18 protein-coding genes are annotated in these 16,704 nt (G+C 68.1%); 4 read left to right on the forward strand and 14 right to left on the reverse strand.

Annotated elements, in window-relative coordinates; all coding sequences use genetic code 11:
- Positions 1 to 29: 29 nt before the first annotated feature.
- The 9 genes from ACQEVO_RS24845 to ACQEVO_RS24885 form a co-directional block, all read right to left on the reverse strand.
- Entirely contained in the window at positions 30 to 986 is a 957-nt protein-coding gene (locus tag ACQEVO_RS24845) for an MlaD family protein (protein ID WP_432917616.1), read from the reverse strand.
- Positions 983 to 2,095 carry an MlaD family protein gene (locus ACQEVO_RS24850; protein WP_432917619.1) on the reverse strand — a complete coding sequence of 371 codons (1,113 nt, stop codon included), beginning with the start codon at positions 2,093 to 2,095 and terminating at the stop codon, positions 983 to 985. Before ACQEVO_RS24850 ends, ACQEVO_RS24845 begins: the two co-directional genes overlap by 4 nt.
- Positions 2,092 to 3,192 (reverse strand): MlaD family protein, encoded by a 1,101-nt coding sequence (locus tag ACQEVO_RS24855; RefSeq protein ID WP_432917622.1) that lies wholly within the window; start codon positions 3,190 to 3,192, stop codon positions 2,092 to 2,094. The genes ACQEVO_RS24850 and ACQEVO_RS24855 overlap by 4 nt, the downstream gene beginning before the upstream one ends.
- Complete coding sequence (locus tag ACQEVO_RS24860; protein ID WP_432917625.1) at positions 3,192 to 4,250, reverse strand: MCE family protein; 1,059 nt, start codon at positions 4,248 to 4,250, stop codon at positions 3,192 to 3,194. Before ACQEVO_RS24860 ends, ACQEVO_RS24855 begins: the two co-directional genes overlap by 1 nt.
- Entirely contained in the window at positions 4,238 to 5,242 is a 1,005-nt protein-coding gene (locus ACQEVO_RS24865; protein WP_432917628.1) for an MlaD family protein, read from the reverse strand. The genes ACQEVO_RS24860 and ACQEVO_RS24865 overlap by 13 nt, the downstream gene beginning before the upstream one ends.
- Positions 5,239 to 6,243 carry an MlaD family protein gene (locus tag ACQEVO_RS24870; RefSeq protein ID WP_432917631.1) on the reverse strand — a complete coding sequence of 335 codons (1,005 nt, stop codon included), beginning with the start codon at positions 6,241 to 6,243 and terminating at the stop codon, positions 5,239 to 5,241. The genes ACQEVO_RS24865 and ACQEVO_RS24870 overlap by 4 nt, the downstream gene beginning before the upstream one ends.
- A 6-nt stretch (positions 6,244 to 6,249) precedes the next feature.
- On the reverse strand, positions 6,250 to 7,116 hold the full coding sequence (locus tag ACQEVO_RS24875; RefSeq protein WP_432917634.1) for an MlaE family ABC transporter permease: 867 nt from the start codon (positions 7,114 to 7,116) through the stop codon (positions 6,250 to 6,252).
- Positions 7,116 to 8,009: an MlaE family ABC transporter permease gene (locus tag ACQEVO_RS24880; protein WP_432917638.1), complete on the reverse strand. Its 894-nt coding sequence runs from the start codon at positions 8,007 to 8,009 to the stop codon at positions 7,116 to 7,118. The genes ACQEVO_RS24875 and ACQEVO_RS24880 overlap by 1 nt, the downstream gene beginning before the upstream one ends.
- A gap of 298 nt (positions 8,010 to 8,307) precedes the next feature.
- The gene (locus tag ACQEVO_RS24885; RefSeq protein WP_432917641.1) at positions 8,308 to 8,703 is read right to left on the reverse strand and encodes a nitroreductase/quinone reductase family protein; all 396 of its coding nucleotides are present in this window, start codon (positions 8,701 to 8,703) and stop codon (positions 8,308 to 8,310) included.
- 106 nt (positions 8,704 to 8,809) lie between these two features.
- Here ACQEVO_RS24885 and ACQEVO_RS24890 point away from each other — a divergent pair, with 106 nt between their 5' ends.
- From ACQEVO_RS24890 to ACQEVO_RS24900, 3 genes are all read left to right on the forward strand, one after another.
- Positions 8,810 to 9,475, forward strand: coding sequence for a phosphate signaling complex PhoU family protein (locus ACQEVO_RS24890; RefSeq protein ID WP_432917643.1), 666 nt, complete (start codon positions 8,810 to 8,812; stop codon positions 9,473 to 9,475).
- Positions 9,476 to 9,907: 432 nt separating this feature from the next.
- On the forward strand, positions 9,908 to 10,687 hold the full coding sequence (locus ACQEVO_RS24895) for an HNH endonuclease family protein (RefSeq protein WP_432917646.1): 780 nt from the start codon (positions 9,908 to 9,910) through the stop codon (positions 10,685 to 10,687).
- A gap of 35 nt (positions 10,688 to 10,722) precedes the next feature.
- Entirely contained in the window at positions 10,723 to 10,947 is a 225-nt protein-coding gene (locus tag ACQEVO_RS24900; protein WP_432917649.1) for a hypothetical protein, read from the forward strand.
- Between the two features lie 521 nt (positions 10,948 to 11,468).
- On the opposite strand, the gene ACQEVO_RS24905 is transcribed toward ACQEVO_RS24900, so the two are convergent.
- The 5 genes from ACQEVO_RS24905 to ACQEVO_RS24925 form a co-directional block, all read right to left on the reverse strand.
- Complete coding sequence (locus ACQEVO_RS24905) at positions 11,469 to 12,659, reverse strand: FAD-dependent oxidoreductase (RefSeq protein WP_432917652.1); 1,191 nt, start codon at positions 12,657 to 12,659, stop codon at positions 11,469 to 11,471.
- Between the two features lie 411 nt (positions 12,660 to 13,070).
- A complete protein-coding gene (locus tag ACQEVO_RS24910; RefSeq protein ID WP_432917655.1) occupies positions 13,071 to 13,727 on the reverse strand; it encodes a PadR family transcriptional regulator in 657 nt (218 codons plus the stop codon).
- A 104-nt stretch (positions 13,728 to 13,831) separates the two neighbouring features.
- Positions 13,832 to 14,173, reverse strand: a complete 342-nt coding sequence (locus tag ACQEVO_RS24915) for an MmcQ/YjbR family DNA-binding protein (RefSeq protein WP_432917658.1) — start codon at positions 14,171 to 14,173, stop codon at positions 13,832 to 13,834.
- Positions 14,174 to 14,209: 36 nt separating this feature from the next.
- Positions 14,210 to 14,794, reverse strand: a complete 585-nt coding sequence (locus tag ACQEVO_RS24920) for an isochorismatase family protein (RefSeq protein ID WP_432917661.1) — start codon at positions 14,792 to 14,794, stop codon at positions 14,210 to 14,212.
- Positions 14,795 to 14,843: 49 nt separating this feature from the next.
- The gene (locus ACQEVO_RS24925) at positions 14,844 to 16,154 is read right to left on the reverse strand and encodes a nicotinate phosphoribosyltransferase (RefSeq protein WP_432917664.1); all 1,311 of its coding nucleotides are present in this window, start codon (positions 16,152 to 16,154) and stop codon (positions 14,844 to 14,846) included.
- 182 nt (positions 16,155 to 16,336) lie between these two features.
- Between ACQEVO_RS24925 and clpS the strand changes: the two genes are divergently transcribed.
- Positions 16,337 to 16,699: an ATP-dependent Clp protease adapter ClpS gene (gene clpS, locus ACQEVO_RS24930; protein WP_062979355.1), complete on the forward strand. Its 363-nt coding sequence runs from the start codon at positions 16,337 to 16,339 to the stop codon at positions 16,697 to 16,699.
- The last annotated feature ends 5 nt before the right edge of the window (positions 16,700 to 16,704 follow it).

The following is a 16,704-nucleotide window of genomic DNA, read 5'->3' on the forward strand; positions in this document are numbered from 1 at the left end:
CCGCGGAGCGCCTCCGAACTTTCAGCGCCTCAACGCAGTCCGACCCGGACCTGCACGGAATCCTCGTCCGTCCCGGCCAGCGCCTGTTCGAGCAGGCTGCTGATGTTCAGCTGGGGCGCCGCGCCGTTCAGGCTGTCCGTGAGCGGGGCCAGCCCCGGCTGCAGGGCGGCCAGTTCGGGCCCGATCTCGTCGAGGACGGTACGCAGGCGCTCCAGCAACGGAACGAGTCCGCCGTCCTGGAGATACCTTTCCGGCGATCCCTCGGCGCCGGTGACCCGGCCCACCGATTCGACGAAGTCATCCAGCACCTCGGCGAACCGGGTGAACTCGGTGGCGGCCGCCGAGGTGGCGGGACCCGCCCATTCCGCATCGCCGGCGGCGGTTTCGAAGTTGTCGAGGAGTTCGGCGATCCGGGGTTCGCGGGACATGATGGTGGCGGCGAGCAGGTCGGCGGCGCGGGTGAGTTCCGGCAGGACGGCGTCGGTGCCGTGCAGCGCCTCGCTCATGGTGCGCACCAGCGAGCCCATGGTCGCCGGATCGAGCTGGTTCATGGTGCGGGTGACCATCCGCGCGGCCTCCGGGATGGAGAGCGGACTGTGGATATCCGCCGACTCCAGCCGCTGCCCGTCCGAGATATACGGTCCCGCGCCGGTTTTCGGCGCGAACTGCACATACGGCTCGCCGAGCGCGGACAGATGTTCGATCGTGACGACGCTGTCGGCGGGCAGCCGGTGCGAATCCTGCACCCGGAAGCCGACTTCCACCCCGTCGGCGACCCGGTCCACCGATGTCACCCGGCCGACTTCGATACCGGTGAGCAGCACCGGTGAGCCGACGCCGAGTCCGCCGGAATCCGCGAGCACCAAGGAGGCGTTCAGGTAGTCGCGGAACGGGTCGGCGCGCACCACACCGAAGGTCAGGTAGCTCGCACCGAGCACGGTGATGGCCGCGATCCCGCCGAGCGAGGCCAGTGGACCGAGTTTCATCGCACGGCTCCGATCATGCGCAGGGTTTCGATGATCCGGTGCACCTGGTCGTCGGTGGACAGACCGGGCGTGCGCACGGCGCTGATATCCACTTTCGGGCCGTTCTCCACGAACGGGATGATCTTGTCCCGCAGCAGCGCGACCAGCATGTTCAGGTTCGAGGGTTGGCGCAGATCCAGCGGACCGCCGGTGGCCAGCGGTACGAAGGCCGCAGCGGCCGCGCCGCCGGATTGCGCGAGCGGCGCGAGCCAGCTCAACGATTGCCCGACCGGCCCCAGGCCGCCGAAGATCTCGGTGACCCCGGCGATGGAGGCCGTGGCGGCGGTCATCTGCTGCACCGATTCGGGCCGCAGGATATTGTCCAGCTCGTCCTGGATCCCGTGCATGACCTCCGCGTTCGAGGCCACGCCGTTGAGCAGCAGGTCCACCTGGTCCAGGTGCGCGGCCAGATCCACCGCGTCCGTCGCGAGGACCTGCGCGATCTGCTGCGTTTTCGCCGGATCCGGCGGCAGTACCGAATTGACCCGGTTGACGATGTCCTGCAGTTGCCCCACCGCGCCGCTGTTGACGAAGAAGGCGATCGCCGCCATCGTGTCCTCGAGCTGGACCGGCGGTGTCGTGCGGTCGCGCGAGATGGTGTCACCGGGGCGCAGCAGGTTGCCGTAGCCGTCGGGGGGTGTGGTCAGCGCGACGTGGATATCGCCGAGCACGGTGTTCTGCCGCAGTTCGGCGATCGTGTTCGCGGGCAGTTCGACCTGGTCGTCGACCTCGATATCCACCACCACGTAACCGGTCGTCTCCGCGTCCCCCGGCACCACCTCGACGCGCTCCACATTACCGATCTGCGCACCGTTGGCGATGACCTTCGCCCGCGCGGGCAGGTTCAGCACATTCGCGAATTCGATCCGCAGGGGGTAACTCCCGCCGCTGACAGTGGCACCGGGCACCGGGATATCGGAGGGGTCGAAGGCGCAGCCGGACACGGCCAGCGCGGCGGCGAATCCGCCGGCCGCCAGCCCGCGCCGCAGCCGGGTGAGGTCCAACGTCATCCGCCGCGCCGGATCGATCCGGAGCCGCCGCGGTACCCCGGACAGCGTTCGTAATCTCATCGCGCACCCGCCGTTCCCAGTACCAGCCGCACCAGATCCAGATCCACCATGCCGTTCGCCGCGCCCGCGCAGCGCCCCGGCGACACCGCGTTCACCGCGGCGCAGACCTGTTCGGCGTTCTGCTGCGGTATCGCGACCCGTGGTGGGGCGTAGGTGAGGCCGGGGGCGCCCGTCGCCGGATCGGTGACGGTACGCAACGCCGAGGTCAGCACCGGTGTGGTGGCGACGATTTCGCTCAGCGAACCCACATTCGCGCGCAGCAGTTTCACCAGCGGCACCAGATTGTCGAGCCCGGTCATGAGCGGATCGGCCAGGATCACCGACAGGTCGTTGAGCATCGGCAAGATCTCACCCAGGCCGTCGAACAAGGCGATACCCGGGGTGAGCAGCTCCGCATGCGACATCTCGAGGGTCGGCCCCAGCCGGGTGAGCATCAGTTTCAGATCACCCCAGTGCTCGGCGACCTTGTTGGACACCGACGCGTAGGCGTCGAAGATACCGGCCAGGTGGGCGATATCGCCGTCCGGCGATTCCAGCACCCGGCCGAGCTGGTTGATCAGGTCGTTGATCTGCGGACCGGTGCCAGCGGAGGCCGCATCGAGCGCATCCAGACCACCGGCCAGCGCATTCGGCCGGTCTTCGGTACCACCGATCTGATCGGAGAGTTCGGCCAGCGCGGTGATGGTCTGGGTGAGGCTCTTCGGCGTCAGGGTGTTGGTGAGGCACTGGCCCGGATCGTGCTCGTCGGCGGTGTTCGTCCCGGGTAGCACCGCCAGTTCCCGGTCGGCGACCACGGTGTCCGATACCGTGGTCGCGCCGGCCCCGGCATAGACGGGATGGTCGGCGTCGACCTCGAAATCGACCCGTACCGCCGCGCCGGCGGGCGCTATCCGGGTCACCGAGCCGACCGTGATTCCCCGCATCGACACCTGGTTTCCCTGGTACAGCCCGATACTGTCCGGCATGATCGCGCAGTAGGCGCGGGTCTGCTTCAGCGGCTGGAACGCGATCACATACGCCGCGGTCACCGCGAGCACCAGCACCACCGCACCGGCGATCGACATCAGCGCCGGCGAGCCCAGCACCCGTTTCAGCATCAGCACACCTTCCCGGGAAGCGGGATACAGACCACGGGGCCGGGTGCGGTGACGGTGGTCCCCGACTGATCGACGTGCACACCGCCCTCGGGTCCGGTCAGCTCGCGCAGTTTCGTGCTCAGGCTCTGCGCCGCCGCGATCATCGGTTCGAGCTGGTCGCCGTATTCCTGTAGCCGCGGCAGCGCGTCGGCGAGCTGCTGCACCTTCGGCCGCAGCGTCTGGTTCCAGCTCGGCGCCAGCGCCGTCACCCGCTGCACCACCGAGCTGAGCAGGCTCAGGGCTTGGCGCAGTTCGGCACGTTTGTCCAGCAGCACCGTCTCCATCAGGTTGACGTTGTCCATCAACCGGCCCAGATCGGTTTTCGCGCCGTCGTACATGGTCACGTATTCGTCGGCGGTGGCGATGGCGTTCGACACCTGGTCGCGCTGGCGTTCGATGGCATCGAGGTAGCTGCCGACGGTGTCCAGCACGCTGCGCAGCGATTCCGGCGCGGCGTCGAGGGAGGTGTCCAGGGCGGCGAGGTTGCGGCGCAGGGTGTCGCCGTCGGTTTCGCGCAGCGGTGCCGTGGCGTCCTGGAAGGTCTCCATCAGGCTGTAGGGCAGCCGGACCCGGTCGGCGGGAATCGGGGTGTCGCCCAGCGGGGCATCACCCGCCGGGAACAGGGCGACGTAGTGACCACCGACCAGCGTGAGCATCCGGATATCGAGCGAGCTCTGGTCACCGACGAAGACGTCCCGGTCGACGGTGAACCGCATCAGCACCCGGTCCGGTTGCAGGTCGAGGGATTCCACCTCGCCCACCGGGACACCGGCCAGCCGGATATCGTCGCCGGTTTTGACCGACTGCGCCTCGCCGAGTTCGGCGGTGTAGGTCTTCTTGCCCAGCGGCACCACATACAACGCACCGACCGCGATACCCAGGACGAGCACGCCGCAGAGGCCGATGATGCCCAGCCGCAGCTGTTTGCGCAGTTTCGTGGGTTCGTCGGTGATCGGCTGATCCCGGTCGAACAAGCGGGCCGGCGCCGCGGCCCACCGCGCGAGTTTCATCCGTTGCATATCGCCACCTGCTGTCCACCGATCAGCACCCGCACCGGCGCGGGGACCTCGGCCGCGCCCTTACTGCATTCCGGCCGGAAACCGGCCGGGGTCCGCGGGAAGGCCGTATCCACCGCGGCCAGCAGGCCCGGCAGCCGGCCGAAGGTGTCGACGGCCTGCTGCGGATCGGGAAAGAGGTTGCGGATCATGGCGTCGATATCGGGGCCCATCTCCGGGCTCAGCCCCAGCGTCGCGAGCAGGCGGTCCACCGGTTCCAGCACCGACGGCGCGCTCATCGCGAAATCCGCGAGCCCCCCGACATTGCGCTGCAGCGCCTCGAAGATATCGGTGAGCCGCGCCAGCAGCGGTACCAGGTGATACAGCCGGCCGCCCACGCGTTCGGCGAGGTCGGACATATTGCGCACCAGCGTGCCGATCACGCGCTGGCGGTCTTCGACGTATTCGCTGAGCGTGCCGATGGCGTCCAGCGCGGGCCCGATCCCCGACCCGTCGCCTTCGATCACCGCGAGCATGCTCTCGGTGAACTGGTTGAGCGCTTCCGGCGACAGGGTCGCCAGCACCGGCTGCAGACCGTTGAACAGGCTGGTCACGTCGAACGACGGAATGGTCTGTCCGGGGCCGATATCCGTACCGTCGGCCAGCCGGACCCCCGGGTTCGGCTGCTGCTGCAGATCGATATAGCGCTGGCCGGTGAGATTCTGGTAGCGGATGGCCAGCACGCTGTTGTCGTAGACGGGGGTGTCGGTGGTGACGGTCAGCCGGACCTTCGCCTTGTCACCCTCGAGCGTGACGGCCTCCACCTTGCCGACCTGCACGCCGAACATCCGCACATCGTCACCGGTTTTCAGGCCGTTGGCGTCGGTGAACAGTGCGTGATGGGTTTCGGTATCGCCGTCCACGGGACGTTTGATGGCACCGATGACCAGCGCGAGGACCAGCGCCATCACCCCGGCGAACAGGGCCAGCCGCCACGCGGCGCGGCGCGCGGTCACCGGTCACCTCCGCCGGCTCCGTTCAGTTCGACCTCGAGGTCGAGCACCGGACCGTCCGGTCCGTCCTTGAACGCCACCCCGAGCCGGGTGAGCAGGGTACGGAGGTCGGCGGCCGACTGCTGCGGGTCGGGCACGGCCAAGGCCAGCAGATTCAGGGTGGGAGCGAGCATATCGGTGTATCCGGACAGCTGACTCGCGCTGTTCACGGTGCCGGTCAGCGCGGGCAGGATATCGCCGGTCAAGGCTTTGACCCCGGCGTCGAAATCGGCCCGGTTCGTGCGCAGCACATCGATATCCACGATTTGATCCAGCACCTCGATGGTCGCGCCGGCGAACTGCCCGCCGCCTTCGAATGCCGGCCCCAGCCGCCCGACCAGTTCGTTCGCGGGCATCGACTGGTGCTCGGCGATCACCCGCCCGGCCGTGATCAGGGCCTCGGCGAGCGGAGTGAATGCCTTGACGTCCGCGGCGGCCTGGGAGATCACCCGGGCCATATCGGCGGTGAACACGGTGCCGCTGGTTTGCGACATACTGCGCAGCAGGGCGCCCATGGTGGCGTCGTACACCTCGGCGGCGCGCCGGCCCGTCAGGTCCACCACATCCCCGGAGCGCAACGGCGCCCCGCCGGACCCCGGCCGCAGTTCGATCTCACTGATCCCGAAGAGGTTCGCGGGCGCGTAGTCCACCCCCATGCTGTCGTCGATCCCGTGCAGCCGGTTCGCGTCCAGCGACAGGCTGATCTCCTGTGTGCCGCGCCCCGCGGGCGCGATATCGGTGACCGAGCCGACCTGCACCCCGTCGACCCGCACCAGCGTCCCGGCGACCACGCCGTCACCGATCTGCTCGGTGCGCAGCGCGATACGCAGCCCGTTGTCGGAGGTCGCCGCGCGATAGCCGTATCCGGCCAGCGTGACCACCGCGACCACCGCGAGCACCAGCGCGCCGACCCGCCGCGCGCTACGCGGACCGGCGGCGACCCCGGGCATTCCGTACTTCGGCATCTGTCCCTATCCCGTGAAGCTGATCGCCGAATTGAATCCCCACAGCACGATCGTCAGGACCATGTCGATGGCGATGATGGCGACGAAACTGGCACGTACCGCCCGCCCGGAGGCGATACCGACACCTTCGGGCCCGCCGGTGGCGAAGAATCCGTAGTAGCTGTGCACGCAGATCACCACGGTGCCGAATACCGCGACCTTCACCGTGGCCGCGATGATGTCGAAACCGGCGATGAACTGGAAGAAGTAGTGGTCGTAGACGCCGGCCGACTGTCCGTGGACCAGGGTGATCAGCCCGCGGCAGGCGAAGTAGGAGCCGATCAGCGCGATCAGGAAGGTCGGCACGATGGCGATGGCGCCGGCGATGACCCGGGTGGTCACCACGAACGGCACCGACCGCAGCCCCAGCGCCTCGATGGCGTCGATCTCCTCGGAGATCCGCATCGACCCGATCTCGGCGGTGATCCGGCACCCGGCCTGCGCCGCGAAACCCACCGCGGCAGCGATCGGCGCCAGTTCCCGCGTGGTCGCGAACGCGGAGACGATTCCGGTGACCGGTCCCATCCCGAGCATGTCCAGGGTGGCGAAGGATTCGACGCCGATCGAGGCACCGATCACCAGGCCCAGCACGATCATCATGGGCACGGTCCCGCCGCCGACGATCACCGAACCGCGGCCCCACGTCATATTCGTGATCACCCGCAGCGTTTCGCCCCGATACCGGCGCAATGCCAGCGGTATCGACGACAGCACCTGCCAGCAGAACACCACCACGAAACCGAGCGAATCCACCGCACCCAGGATCCGGCTGCCGCGGCGGAAGTAGCGGGCGAGGAGCCCGAACCCCTTCGGGGCGTACGAGGTCGCCGCCATCACGCCAGCCTGGTGGGCAGGAACATGGCGGTCACCTGGGTCATGACCAGGTTGACGATCACGATCGCGACGACCGACAGGACCACGGCGGCGTTCACGGCATCGGCGACCCCGCGCGGGCCGCCCTTCGCTTCCAGCCCGCGCTGGCAGGCGATGATCACCACCAGGAAGCCGAAGATCACCGCCTTGATCAGCGAAACCCATACATCGGCGGCCGTGGTGAACGACCCGAACGCCGCCCAGTACGACCCCGGTGTCACGCCCTGGCCACCGATGGCCACCAGGTATCCGGCGACGATCCCGACGAAGATCACCAGAATGTTCAGCAGTGGCGCCACCAGCAGCATCGCCACCATGCGCGGGATCACCAGCCGGTGTACCGGACTGATACCCATGGTGTGCAGGGCGTCGATTTCCTCGCGAATGGTGCGGGCGCCGAGGTCGGCCGCGATGGCCGCGGCGCCGGCGCCGCCGAGCAGGAACCCGGTGGCCAAGGGGGCGCCCTGTTTGATCACGCCGAGGCCGCCGGTGGCGCCGATCAGCGAATCGGCGCCGAGATTGTGGATGAGGTTGCCGACCTGGACGGAGACGATCACACCGAACGGCACCGCCATCAGGATGGCCGGGAAGGCGGTGACCGTCACCAGCCGCCACGCCTGGATCAGCATCTCCTGCCATTGGAAGCGGCCGCGCGCCAGGTCCGAGACCGCGCCGCCGACCGATTCCTGTGCCATCCCGACGGCCCGGCCGAAGGTGCGCACCGAGGACACAATGGTGCCCGAGAAATTCTTGCCGACGATTTCCCGCGCGGTTTCGCGGCGGGCGGGTAGTGCCGGGGCCGAATCGGAACGCCGGCCCGAATCGATCGCCGCGGTATGGCTCTCGGGAGTCATCGCCGAGATCCACATACCGCCGTGGCGGCCCGCAATGTTTCGAAGTTCATGCGTTCAATCTCTCCGGTCCGGCATCGATGCCAACGGAGAGGAAGGTAATGGTTACGGGAGGTGACAAACAAATTCGCGGCGGTGTGACAGTAACCACCGGAAAGAGGAACCGAACATCGTCAACGCGCCATTGTGTGAGCCATCACTCGCTAGTGGAAAATAAATGAGAACAAGTTCTACAAGAAATCCGGGCACCGCCGATGCCGGAATTCCGGCACCCGGCCACCCCCGGCGAAAACAGCCCGGCTCACCGATCCAAATCGACCCGGACCGAAAGCAGATCCGTTCCCATCAGGCGCACGACGGCACTGTTGCCGCGCGGTAGCGAAGCCAGCCGCCGCACCGCGTCGTCCTCGGGTACCGGATGCGCAGTGCCGGAATGCCATTCACCGTGCAGCCGCACCCGGACCCGGTTGTCCGCCCGGATATTGCGGATATAGTCGCTGCGATCGCCGAACTCGGAGACGAACCAGAATTCGTCACCGCTGCGGCGGCCGCCGATCGGGACCACCCGCGGCCGCCCGCTCACCCGGCCCGTCGTCTCCAGCAACTGCTGCGTGGGCAGCCGGCGGCCCAGCGGATTGGCCACTCGGCGCTGGAACGTGGTGACGATGCGATGTTTGATACTTCGCAAATCGGTCATGTGGCGACGGTAACACCGCGGGCCCGGTCGCACCCGGCGCGCCGGACCGCGCGAGCATTCGCCCGATCATTCGACCGATCCACTCCCCATAGGCGACAATTCCCCCGTGCGAACTCAGTTCACCAACGAGCTCGTCGCGTTGACCGCGGATCTGACGCAGATGTGCCGCATCACCCACGAGGCGGCCGACCGAATGACCGATGCCCTCGTCGGGGCCGACCTCACCGCGACCTACGAGGTCTTCGCCCTCGACGAACGACTACAAACGATGTACGGCGCGTGCGAGGCCCGCACGGTGGTACTGCTGGCACTACAGGCCCCCGTGGCGCGCGACCTGCGCCACGTGGTCACCGCCATCCAGATCGCCGGTGAACTGTCCCGTATCGGTCACCTGTTCAGCCTGGTTGCCGATCAGGTGTACCGCAGCCACCCCGAACCGATCGCCGCGCCGGCGACCCTCGACCTGCTCGGCGGGATGTCCGGACTCGCGGCGGCGGCCACGGGTCGCGCCGAACGCGCCGTCACCACCGGCCGGTACTCCGGCGACGACGACGGCGGCCCGGCCGCGATGCACGCCCTGAATCAGAAACTCCGGGCCGCGCTGGCCACCACCGACGATACGACCGAGAACGCCATAGCTCTGGCCCTGATCGGGTACCAGCTCACCTGCACCCTGGAACACACCGATCGTATAGAGCGGTTGATTCATTTCCTGGATACCGGCATACCCCCGACCGCACAGATCGCGCCCGAAGACGAGGCCGCCGGCTGACTCCTGGACCCCACCCCGGCGGTCTCCCAAACACGGGAATTCCCTATGCTTTTCACGAACCGTCGACCGGCGGAAGCCATACGCCGGTGAATTGTTCACCCCCGCATCCACAACTGCACACAGCCAACGGCCGGGCACTCGCCGGCCGGAATACGTCACGACGAGGCATCGGCGTACGGCGACCGCGGGTTTCCCCCTCATCGAACCCCGCGGTGCCCGCGGCAACCGGTCCGGACAACCGGGTCGCGGTCGGCGCCGGCCCCGAAGGCCTCGTTCGTGGCAGGCCCGCCCCCGAGTCGGCGCCGGCACGGCGACTCGGGGGCGGTGCCGTGTGGGTGGTATGCCGAATCTCACACCGGACAGTAGCTTCGGGTTAGCTGGCCGGCCGGTAGCTTGACGCTCGGCATATCCCGGAACTGGCAAGGAAATTCGTTGAACTCGCTGCTCTCCGCTCTCCCCGCACCGGTACGCAAGTTCGCGGCCGTCGCGGTCCCGATTCTGATCGTGGTGGTCCTGGCCGCCGGCTATTTCCTCGAAGGCCGTGACAGCGCGACCGCTACGGACGCCGGCCCCGCGAATACCGCGGCGGCAGGCGAGGTGCGATCGGCACTGGACCGGCTGCCCGTGAAGGCCGAGGCCGCGATGGCCGGCTACAGCCGGGAGAAGTTCCCGCACTGGGACAACAACGAGGCCGAGCACGGTTTCGGCCCGGAGTTCACGCAGTACCTCAAATGCACCACACGCGAGGTGATGATGCTGCGCGACGCGACCGGCGAGGTGAGCCTCGACCCGAAGACCTGCGATCTGAAGATCGGCAAGGGCGGCGGCTGGCAGGACGCCTACGGCGTCCTCGACGCCAAGACCGGAAAACTCAAGCCGTACAAGTTCATCACCGATCCGGCCGGTGTCGACGCCGAACATATCGTACCGCTCGCGGAAGCCTGGCGCTCGGGCGCCAAGGATCTGGACACCGATACCCGCCGCCGGATCGCCAACGACGCTCAGAATCTCATCGCCTCCGACCCGTCGGCCAACCGGTCCAAGGGCGACCAGGACCCGGCGGACTACCTGCCGCCGGGGACTTTCCGCTGCGGATATATCTCCCACTACGTCCAGGTCAAGCTAAAGTACGGGCTGAGCGTCGATCAGGACGAGCAGACCGCATTGCGCACCGCGGTGGACGACTGCGTAAAACGAGGTGAGTTCAAATAGCCGAAGTCATCGAGTTGCCGGCGAAAACATCCGTGATGACCCGGGAGGCCGGGACGATCTCCGGTGCCCTGGACATCACCCTCGATCCGGACGGCCACGGTCTGGTCCGCTACCGGGAAACCGAGCAGTGGTACACGATCGGCAATCTCGATGACACCCCACCGCGCACGTGGAAAACCTGCACCGAACTCGCGGACGCTATCGCGAAGGTGCGTGGAACCCGTGACGCCGCGGGAAATACCGTCGCTTTCGAGTGCTGAGGCCGCGGCGGCCGAGGTCATTCACCCCCGCCTCCGCCGCCGCCCCCACCGCCGCAGCCTCCGCCTCCGCCACAGCCCCCACTCCCGCTGCAACCGCCGCCGCCACCGCCGCCACCGATGGACCAGGAGGCCGCGCCTCCGGCCGCCGACCGCGATCTCGCGCGCAGCGGGGCACGATTGCGCCGGTACCCCCGCACAGCCGCCACCACCGCCAATATCACGGACAGACCGAGAAGTCCTGCGCCCACGGCGGATCCGACGGTCACCAGCAGAATGAGGCCCAGCAAGGCGGTGGCCACCACCAGCGATACGAGCACGGTACCTCCCGAAGATCCACGGCCACTGGGGCGATCAACACACGGCACCGCTCGCCGGTGGCCGGAAACTTCAGGCTATCGGTGTGCGCTCGACTCCGCACACGTGAATACCGCACGAAACCGGCGAACTCCGTCGCACCGAAGCGTGTTGCCCACGGCGCCGCGGGCAACATCGTCTCCTGCGAGTCCCGAGACCTGCTCACCTCAGCACGCCGGCACCTTCTGCTCCCAGTCGATGCGGTAGCGCTGTTCGGTGCCGACCAGCTTCTCGGCGTTCATCATCCGCGCCATCACCGGCATGATCAGTTGCATCATCTTGCGGGCCACCGGGCCGGGAGTCTTGCTGTGGTTGATCTTCGCGGCGCGGGCCGCGACACCCTCCACCCGGGAGCGCCGTAACCGCTCGTAGGAGGCGAACGCCGTTTCCGGATCGGGGCCGTCACGCAGACAGCGGGCCAGTTCGACCGCGCTCTCGATCGCCAGCGAGGCACCCTGGCCGGAACTGTTGGAGGGCGCGTGCACCGCGTCGCCGACCAGCACCATGCGCTGTCCGTACCAGTGCGGCACCGGCGGCATGATGTGCAGGGCACCGGTGACTTCCAGTTGTTCCGGGGTGGTCGCCCGTGCGAGCGGGCCGCCCGGCTCGTCCTCGCCGTAGGTGTCGCGCAGGATCTCCAGCCAGCGCTGCGCCGGGATATCGCGGGCCTCGGACAGCGAAAGATATTCCGTACTGGGCAGATTCGCACCCCAGCCGATCCGGCCGTCACCCAGTGGCCAATACAGGTAGTAGGCGCGTCTCCCGTAGGCGAAGACGATGGTCTCGGCAGGGGTGTCGATATCGCATTCCACGGTGGCGCCGAACCCGAGCATCCCGGTGAAGTCCGGTCCCGGGGCGGCGGGGTCGATCAGCCGGCGCACGGTGGAGCGGATCCCGTCGGCGCCGACGAGCACATCGGCGGTGGCGGTGCTGCCGTCGGCGAATCGCGCGGTCACGCCTTCTGCGCCGGACTCGGCCGCCACCAGCCGTTTACCGTATTCGATCGGCACACCGGCCGCCACGGCCCGCTCGTGCAGCACCCGGTGCAGTTCACCCCGGTCGACCAGTTGCAAGGGCGGCTGGTCCGGGAGGCTGGGCGCGGGCAGTAGTTTGCCGCCGACGGACAGGCACATCCGCGGGACCGATGCGGCGATATCGCGGACGGCATCGCCGGCCCCGATCACATCCAGGGCGGCCACACCGTTCGGCGCCAGGGCCAAACCGCTGCCGATCGTGAACGCCGGCCCCGGGTAGGCCTCGTAGACGCGGGCCTCGATACCCGCCTTGTGCAGTGCGGTGGCCGCCACGGGCCCCGCGATTCCGCCGCCGATCACCAGCGCGCTTGTTGTTCCGGACACAGGAGTGCTCCTTGTTGTCGGCGCCGCCTCCGGCGGCGCGGGGTTCGGGGCCCCCGGAAGTCTCGTTCTTCACTCCTCCGCTCCTCCGCTTCGCTCCCCCGCTCTGTCGCTCCAGAACGAGACGGGCCCCGAACCATGGAGGTCGGCCGTGCGTATGCCGGGAACGGGGGTGCAAAGGGATCGGTGCTGTGGAGATGACGGGGGTATCCGTAATCGCCCCGTAGCTACGCCGCTCCAGAACGGAGACGGCCCCGAATTCTTGGTTTGCCGGACCGTCCTGCGTCTCGCAAACCCGGTTATCCTGTGTTCTGCCAAACTCGCGGCCGGGTGTGCGCCTGCGCGGGCACGGTCCGAGACGGTGACCCGGTCTCGATGGTGGTGTTGGCGCACCACCATCGAGGCCGGTGTAATTCACTGATCGTCCGAGCTACCAGCTCCCTTCACGTATGCACGGGCCCGCGCGCTGTCCACGCCGGTGCCGGTATGCCATGCCTGCCATTCCGCCAGGCCGGGGAAGGTTCCGTCGAGTAGTTCGGTGCGCAGCGCGCGTGTCCATTCCGCCTCCGCCTCCAGCACCGCGAGGCCGTACTCGGATTCGATGAGGAACAACCGCGGCAGGCTCGCCGAGAGCGCGGCGAGATCCTTTTTCACCTGTCCGATCTGCTCATGCAGTACCGCGAGGCGCCGGCCCAGCAGTTCCGCGACCTCATCAGGCGGCAGTACCGCCAGGATCGACAGCCCGGCGAGGTAGCGGCCGCGTTCGGGTTCGGGTTCGGCGATCAGTTCCCGGGTCCAGTCCACCAGTTCGGCACGGCCGGCTTCGGTGATCCGATAGATCACCCGTTCGGGCCGGGCGCCGTCGCGTTCGCTGCCCACCACTGCTAGGAACCCGGCCTTGGCCAGGTTCTGCACCACCGTGTACAGCGAACCCCACTTGATGTCCATGTCGTGGTCTTTGCCGTACTCACGCAACCGTGCCGCGATCTGATACCGGTGCATGGCCTCGTCCTGCATCACCGCGAGCACGGCCAGCGCCAGCAGATTGCCCACCTTGCGCTTCTTCGCCATCGACCCTCCTTACTCGCCTACGAATATACGTGCACGAGTATTAGGGGACAAGCGGCATCAGACGCGCGGTGGCACAGTCGGCACTCCGGAGCCGATCCACCTCGTCAAGAATTCAGCGTCTCGAGCAGACTGGGTGGAGCAGCCAAGCGCCACGAGTCGAGGACGATCGCTTGCAACTCGTCCTGATCGTCGAGGGCGGCCAGCCGCACCCGGACCCAGGGGTTGCCGGCCTCGTGGCCTGCGATCCAGAACTTGGCGGGTTCGGCGATCACCAGCTCGTCGCGGTCGACTATCGGGCAGCGCACAGCCATCGAGGTCTCGTCTTCCGGCAGCGTCAGAAACAGCCGGCGCTCGACCCGGAAGATCGGCATCCCCCACGCGAACTGTTCCGTGGTCTCGGGCAGCGAAAGCGCAAACGTACGAACATCATCCCCGGTGGCCGTCATAGCCGGAATTCTGCCCCGGGACACCGACAACCGCTATTACGCCGAGGGAGAGCCGGCCGCGGCCACCGTGCCCGACAGCTCGACCCCCGCGTCACCGAGTTGCCGCAGGGCCGACTCCACCGTGGCCGGGGCGACGCCGGCAGTCAGGCCGAGCAGGACACGGGTCGCGAAACCGGCCGCGGCGGCGTCCAGCGCGGTGGCCCGGACGCAATGATCTGTGGCGATACCGACGATATCCACCGAGCCGACGCCCCGGGCACGCAACCATTCGGCGAGCGGGGTGCCGTCGGAGGCCGCGCCCTCGAAACCCGAATAGGCGGCCGAGTACTCACCTTTCGAAAACACTTCCTGTATGGGCGCGGTATCGAACTCCGGGTGGAACTCCGCGCCCGGCGTACCGACCCGGCAGTGCGGGGGCCAGCTGTCCACGAAATCCGGGGTCTCCGAGAAATGGGCTCCGGGATCGATGTGGAAATCGCGGGTGGCGACGATCGCGTCGTAGTCGGCAGCGCGCAGATAGTCGCTGATCAGCCCAGCGACCCGGGCGCCGCCGGCCACCGCCAGGGAACCGCCCTCACAGAAATCGTTCTGCACATCCACCACTATCAGCGCGCGTCTCATACCTTCAGTTTCCCCCGCACCGCCCGGTGGGGCCACCGGTGTCCGCCGGTCAGGACGCGAATGTGGTGGGTACCGCGGGATCGCCGTCGGAAAGTTTGAGCCCCTCCCACGGCAGGCTCACCAGGCCGCGCGCGACCAGGTCGCGAGAGTCTGCGAGCGCGGGGCCCACGAGTACATCGCCACCCCGGACCAGGGGCACCAGCAGATCCTTTGCCTCGAATCCGCCGGGATCGGGCGGCGCGGCGGCCGCCGGATACACGATCTCCTCGACGATCGTCCCGGTGGACCGCGCCAGCCGTACCGCGCGTTTCGCGCCGCCCCGCGATTCCTTGTGGCTGGACCGTTTCGCCACCGGCAGGCCGTCGACCTCGACCAGCTTGTACACCATGCCCGCGGTCGGCGCGCCCGACCCGGTCACCAGCTGGGTGCCGACCCCGTACGCATCGACCGGCTCGGCCCGCAGCGCCGCGATCGCGTATTCGTCGAGATCCCCGGACACCACGATCCGGGCGCCGGTGGCGCCCAGCTCGTCCAGTTGCCGCCGGACCTGCCGGGCCAGCACCCCCAGATCTCCGGAGTCGATCCGCACCGCGCCCAGCTCCGGCCCCGCCACCTGCACCGCGAGTTCGACGCCGCGGGTGATATCGAAGGTGTCGACCAGCAGCGTGGTGCCGGTGCCGTGCGCCGCGACCTGGCTGCGGAACGCCTCCACCTCGTGTTCACCGTCGGGGCCGCTGTGCACGAGCGTGAACGCGTGCGCGCTGGTCCCCGCGCCCGGCACGCCGTACCGGCGCACGGCCTCCAGGTTGGAGGTCGCGTGGAAACCGGCCAGGTAGGCCGCCCGCGCACTGGCGGGGGCGGCACGTTCATGAGTGCGCCGCGACCCCATTTCGATCATGCGGCGCCCGGCCGCGGCGCTCACCATCCGCGCCGCCGCCGACGCGATCGCGCTGTCGTGGTTGAACACCGACAGCGCCAGCGTCTCCAGCACCACGCATTCGGCGAAACTGCCGGTCACCGACAGAATCGGCGAGCCCGGGAAATACAGTTCGCCTTCCGGGTAACCGTCGATATCGCCGGTGAAGCGGTAATCGCGTAGCCAGTCGATGGTCGCGGAGTCCAGGAATCCGGCGGCGACCGCCAGTTCCTCATCACCGAACCGGAAGCGGGCCAGCGCGTCGAGGAAGCGGCCGGTACCGGCGACCACGCCGTACCGGCGGCCGTGCGGCAGGCGGCGGGCGAAGACCTCGAAGGTGCAGCGTCGCGTCGCGGAACCATCGGCCAGCGCGGCCGCCAGCATGGTGAGCTCGTATTGGTCGGTCAGCAGGGCGGTGCTGCCGGCGGTATCGCGCGGGTCCACAGTCGATCACTGTAAACAGGGTGCGCACGCGGGCCGCGAAACCACCCGCCACGCCCGGTCCGGCACGGGCGTCCGGAGCCACGTTCCGCGGGTTTCGCGCAGGTCGCGTACCGGGCCGGGGCCCTCGCATTGTTGCTGCTCCGGGTGTTGTGAATTACTCGGTGCGTCGTACCCTTGGTGGCATGGCCTTGTGCAATACAGCACCCCGCTCCCGGACGATCGAGGTCCGCGTAGGCGCCGCCGGCGCCACGTTGTCGGCGGCACAGGCGACCCCCGAGGCCGTGGAAGCCACCGAGATCCTGGAGGCCGAGGACCGCCCATGGGTGACCGTGGTGTGGGACGATCCGGTCAACCTGATGCACTACGTCGCCTATATCTTCCAGAAGCTGTTCGGCTACAGCAAAGCCAAGGCGACCGAGCTGATGCTCAAGGTGCACAACGAGGGCAAAGCGGTCGTATCGTCCGGTTCCCGGGACAAAATGGAACAGGATGTCCGCCGGCTGCACGCGGCCGGGCTGTGGGCGACCATGCAACGCGACGACTGATCGGA

It is taken from the genome of Nocardia sp. CA-290969 (genome assembly GCF_050936135.1).
In the GTDB taxonomy this organism is placed as follows: domain Bacteria; phylum Actinomycetota; class Actinomycetes; order Mycobacteriales; family Mycobacteriaceae; genus Nocardia.

Coding starts and splice junctions, on each gene's coding strand:
- ACQEVO_RS24900 (WP_432917649.1), top strand. CDS start 10,723: ATGACCCGGGAGGCCGGGACGATCTCCGGTGCCCTGGACATCACCCTC.
- ACQEVO_RS24885 (WP_432917641.1), bottom strand. CDS start 8,703: ATGACCGATTTGCGAAGTATCAAACATCGCATCGTCACCACGTTCCAG.
- ACQEVO_RS24920 (WP_432917661.1), bottom strand. CDS start 14,794: ATGAGACGCGCGCTGATAGTGGTGGATGTGCAGAACGATTTCTGTGAG.
- clpS (WP_062979355.1), top strand. CDS start 16,337: ATGGCCTTGTGCAATACAGCACCCCGCTCCCGGACGATCGAGGTCCGC.
- ACQEVO_RS24880 (WP_432917638.1), bottom strand. CDS start 8,009: ATGACTCCCGAGAGCCATACCGCGGCGATCGATTCGGGCCGGCGTTCC.
- ACQEVO_RS24870 (WP_432917631.1), bottom strand. CDS start 6,243: ATGCCGAAGTACGGAATGCCCGGGGTCGCCGCCGGTCCGCGTAGCGCG.
- ACQEVO_RS24860 (WP_432917625.1), bottom strand. CDS start 4,250: ATGCAACGGATGAAACTCGCGCGGTGGGCCGCGGCGCCGGCCCGCTTG.
- ACQEVO_RS24845 (WP_432917616.1), bottom strand. CDS start 986: ATGAAACTCGGTCCACTGGCCTCGCTCGGCGGGATCGCGGCCATCACC.
- ACQEVO_RS24915 (WP_432917658.1), bottom strand. CDS start 14,173: ATGACGGCCACCGGGGATGATGTTCGTACGTTTGCGCTTTCGCTGCCC.
- ACQEVO_RS24850 (WP_432917619.1), bottom strand. CDS start 2,095: ATGAGATTACGAACGCTGTCCGGGGTACCGCGGCGGCTCCGGATCGAT.
- ACQEVO_RS24875 (WP_432917634.1), bottom strand. CDS start 7,116: ATGGCGGCGACCTCGTACGCCCCGAAGGGGTTCGGGCTCCTCGCCCGC.
- ACQEVO_RS24855 (WP_432917622.1), bottom strand. CDS start 3,192: ATGCTGAAACGGGTGCTGGGCTCGCCGGCGCTGATGTCGATCGCCGGT.
- ACQEVO_RS24910 (WP_432917655.1), bottom strand. CDS start 13,727: ATGGCGAAGAAGCGCAAGGTGGGCAATCTGCTGGCGCTGGCCGTGCTC.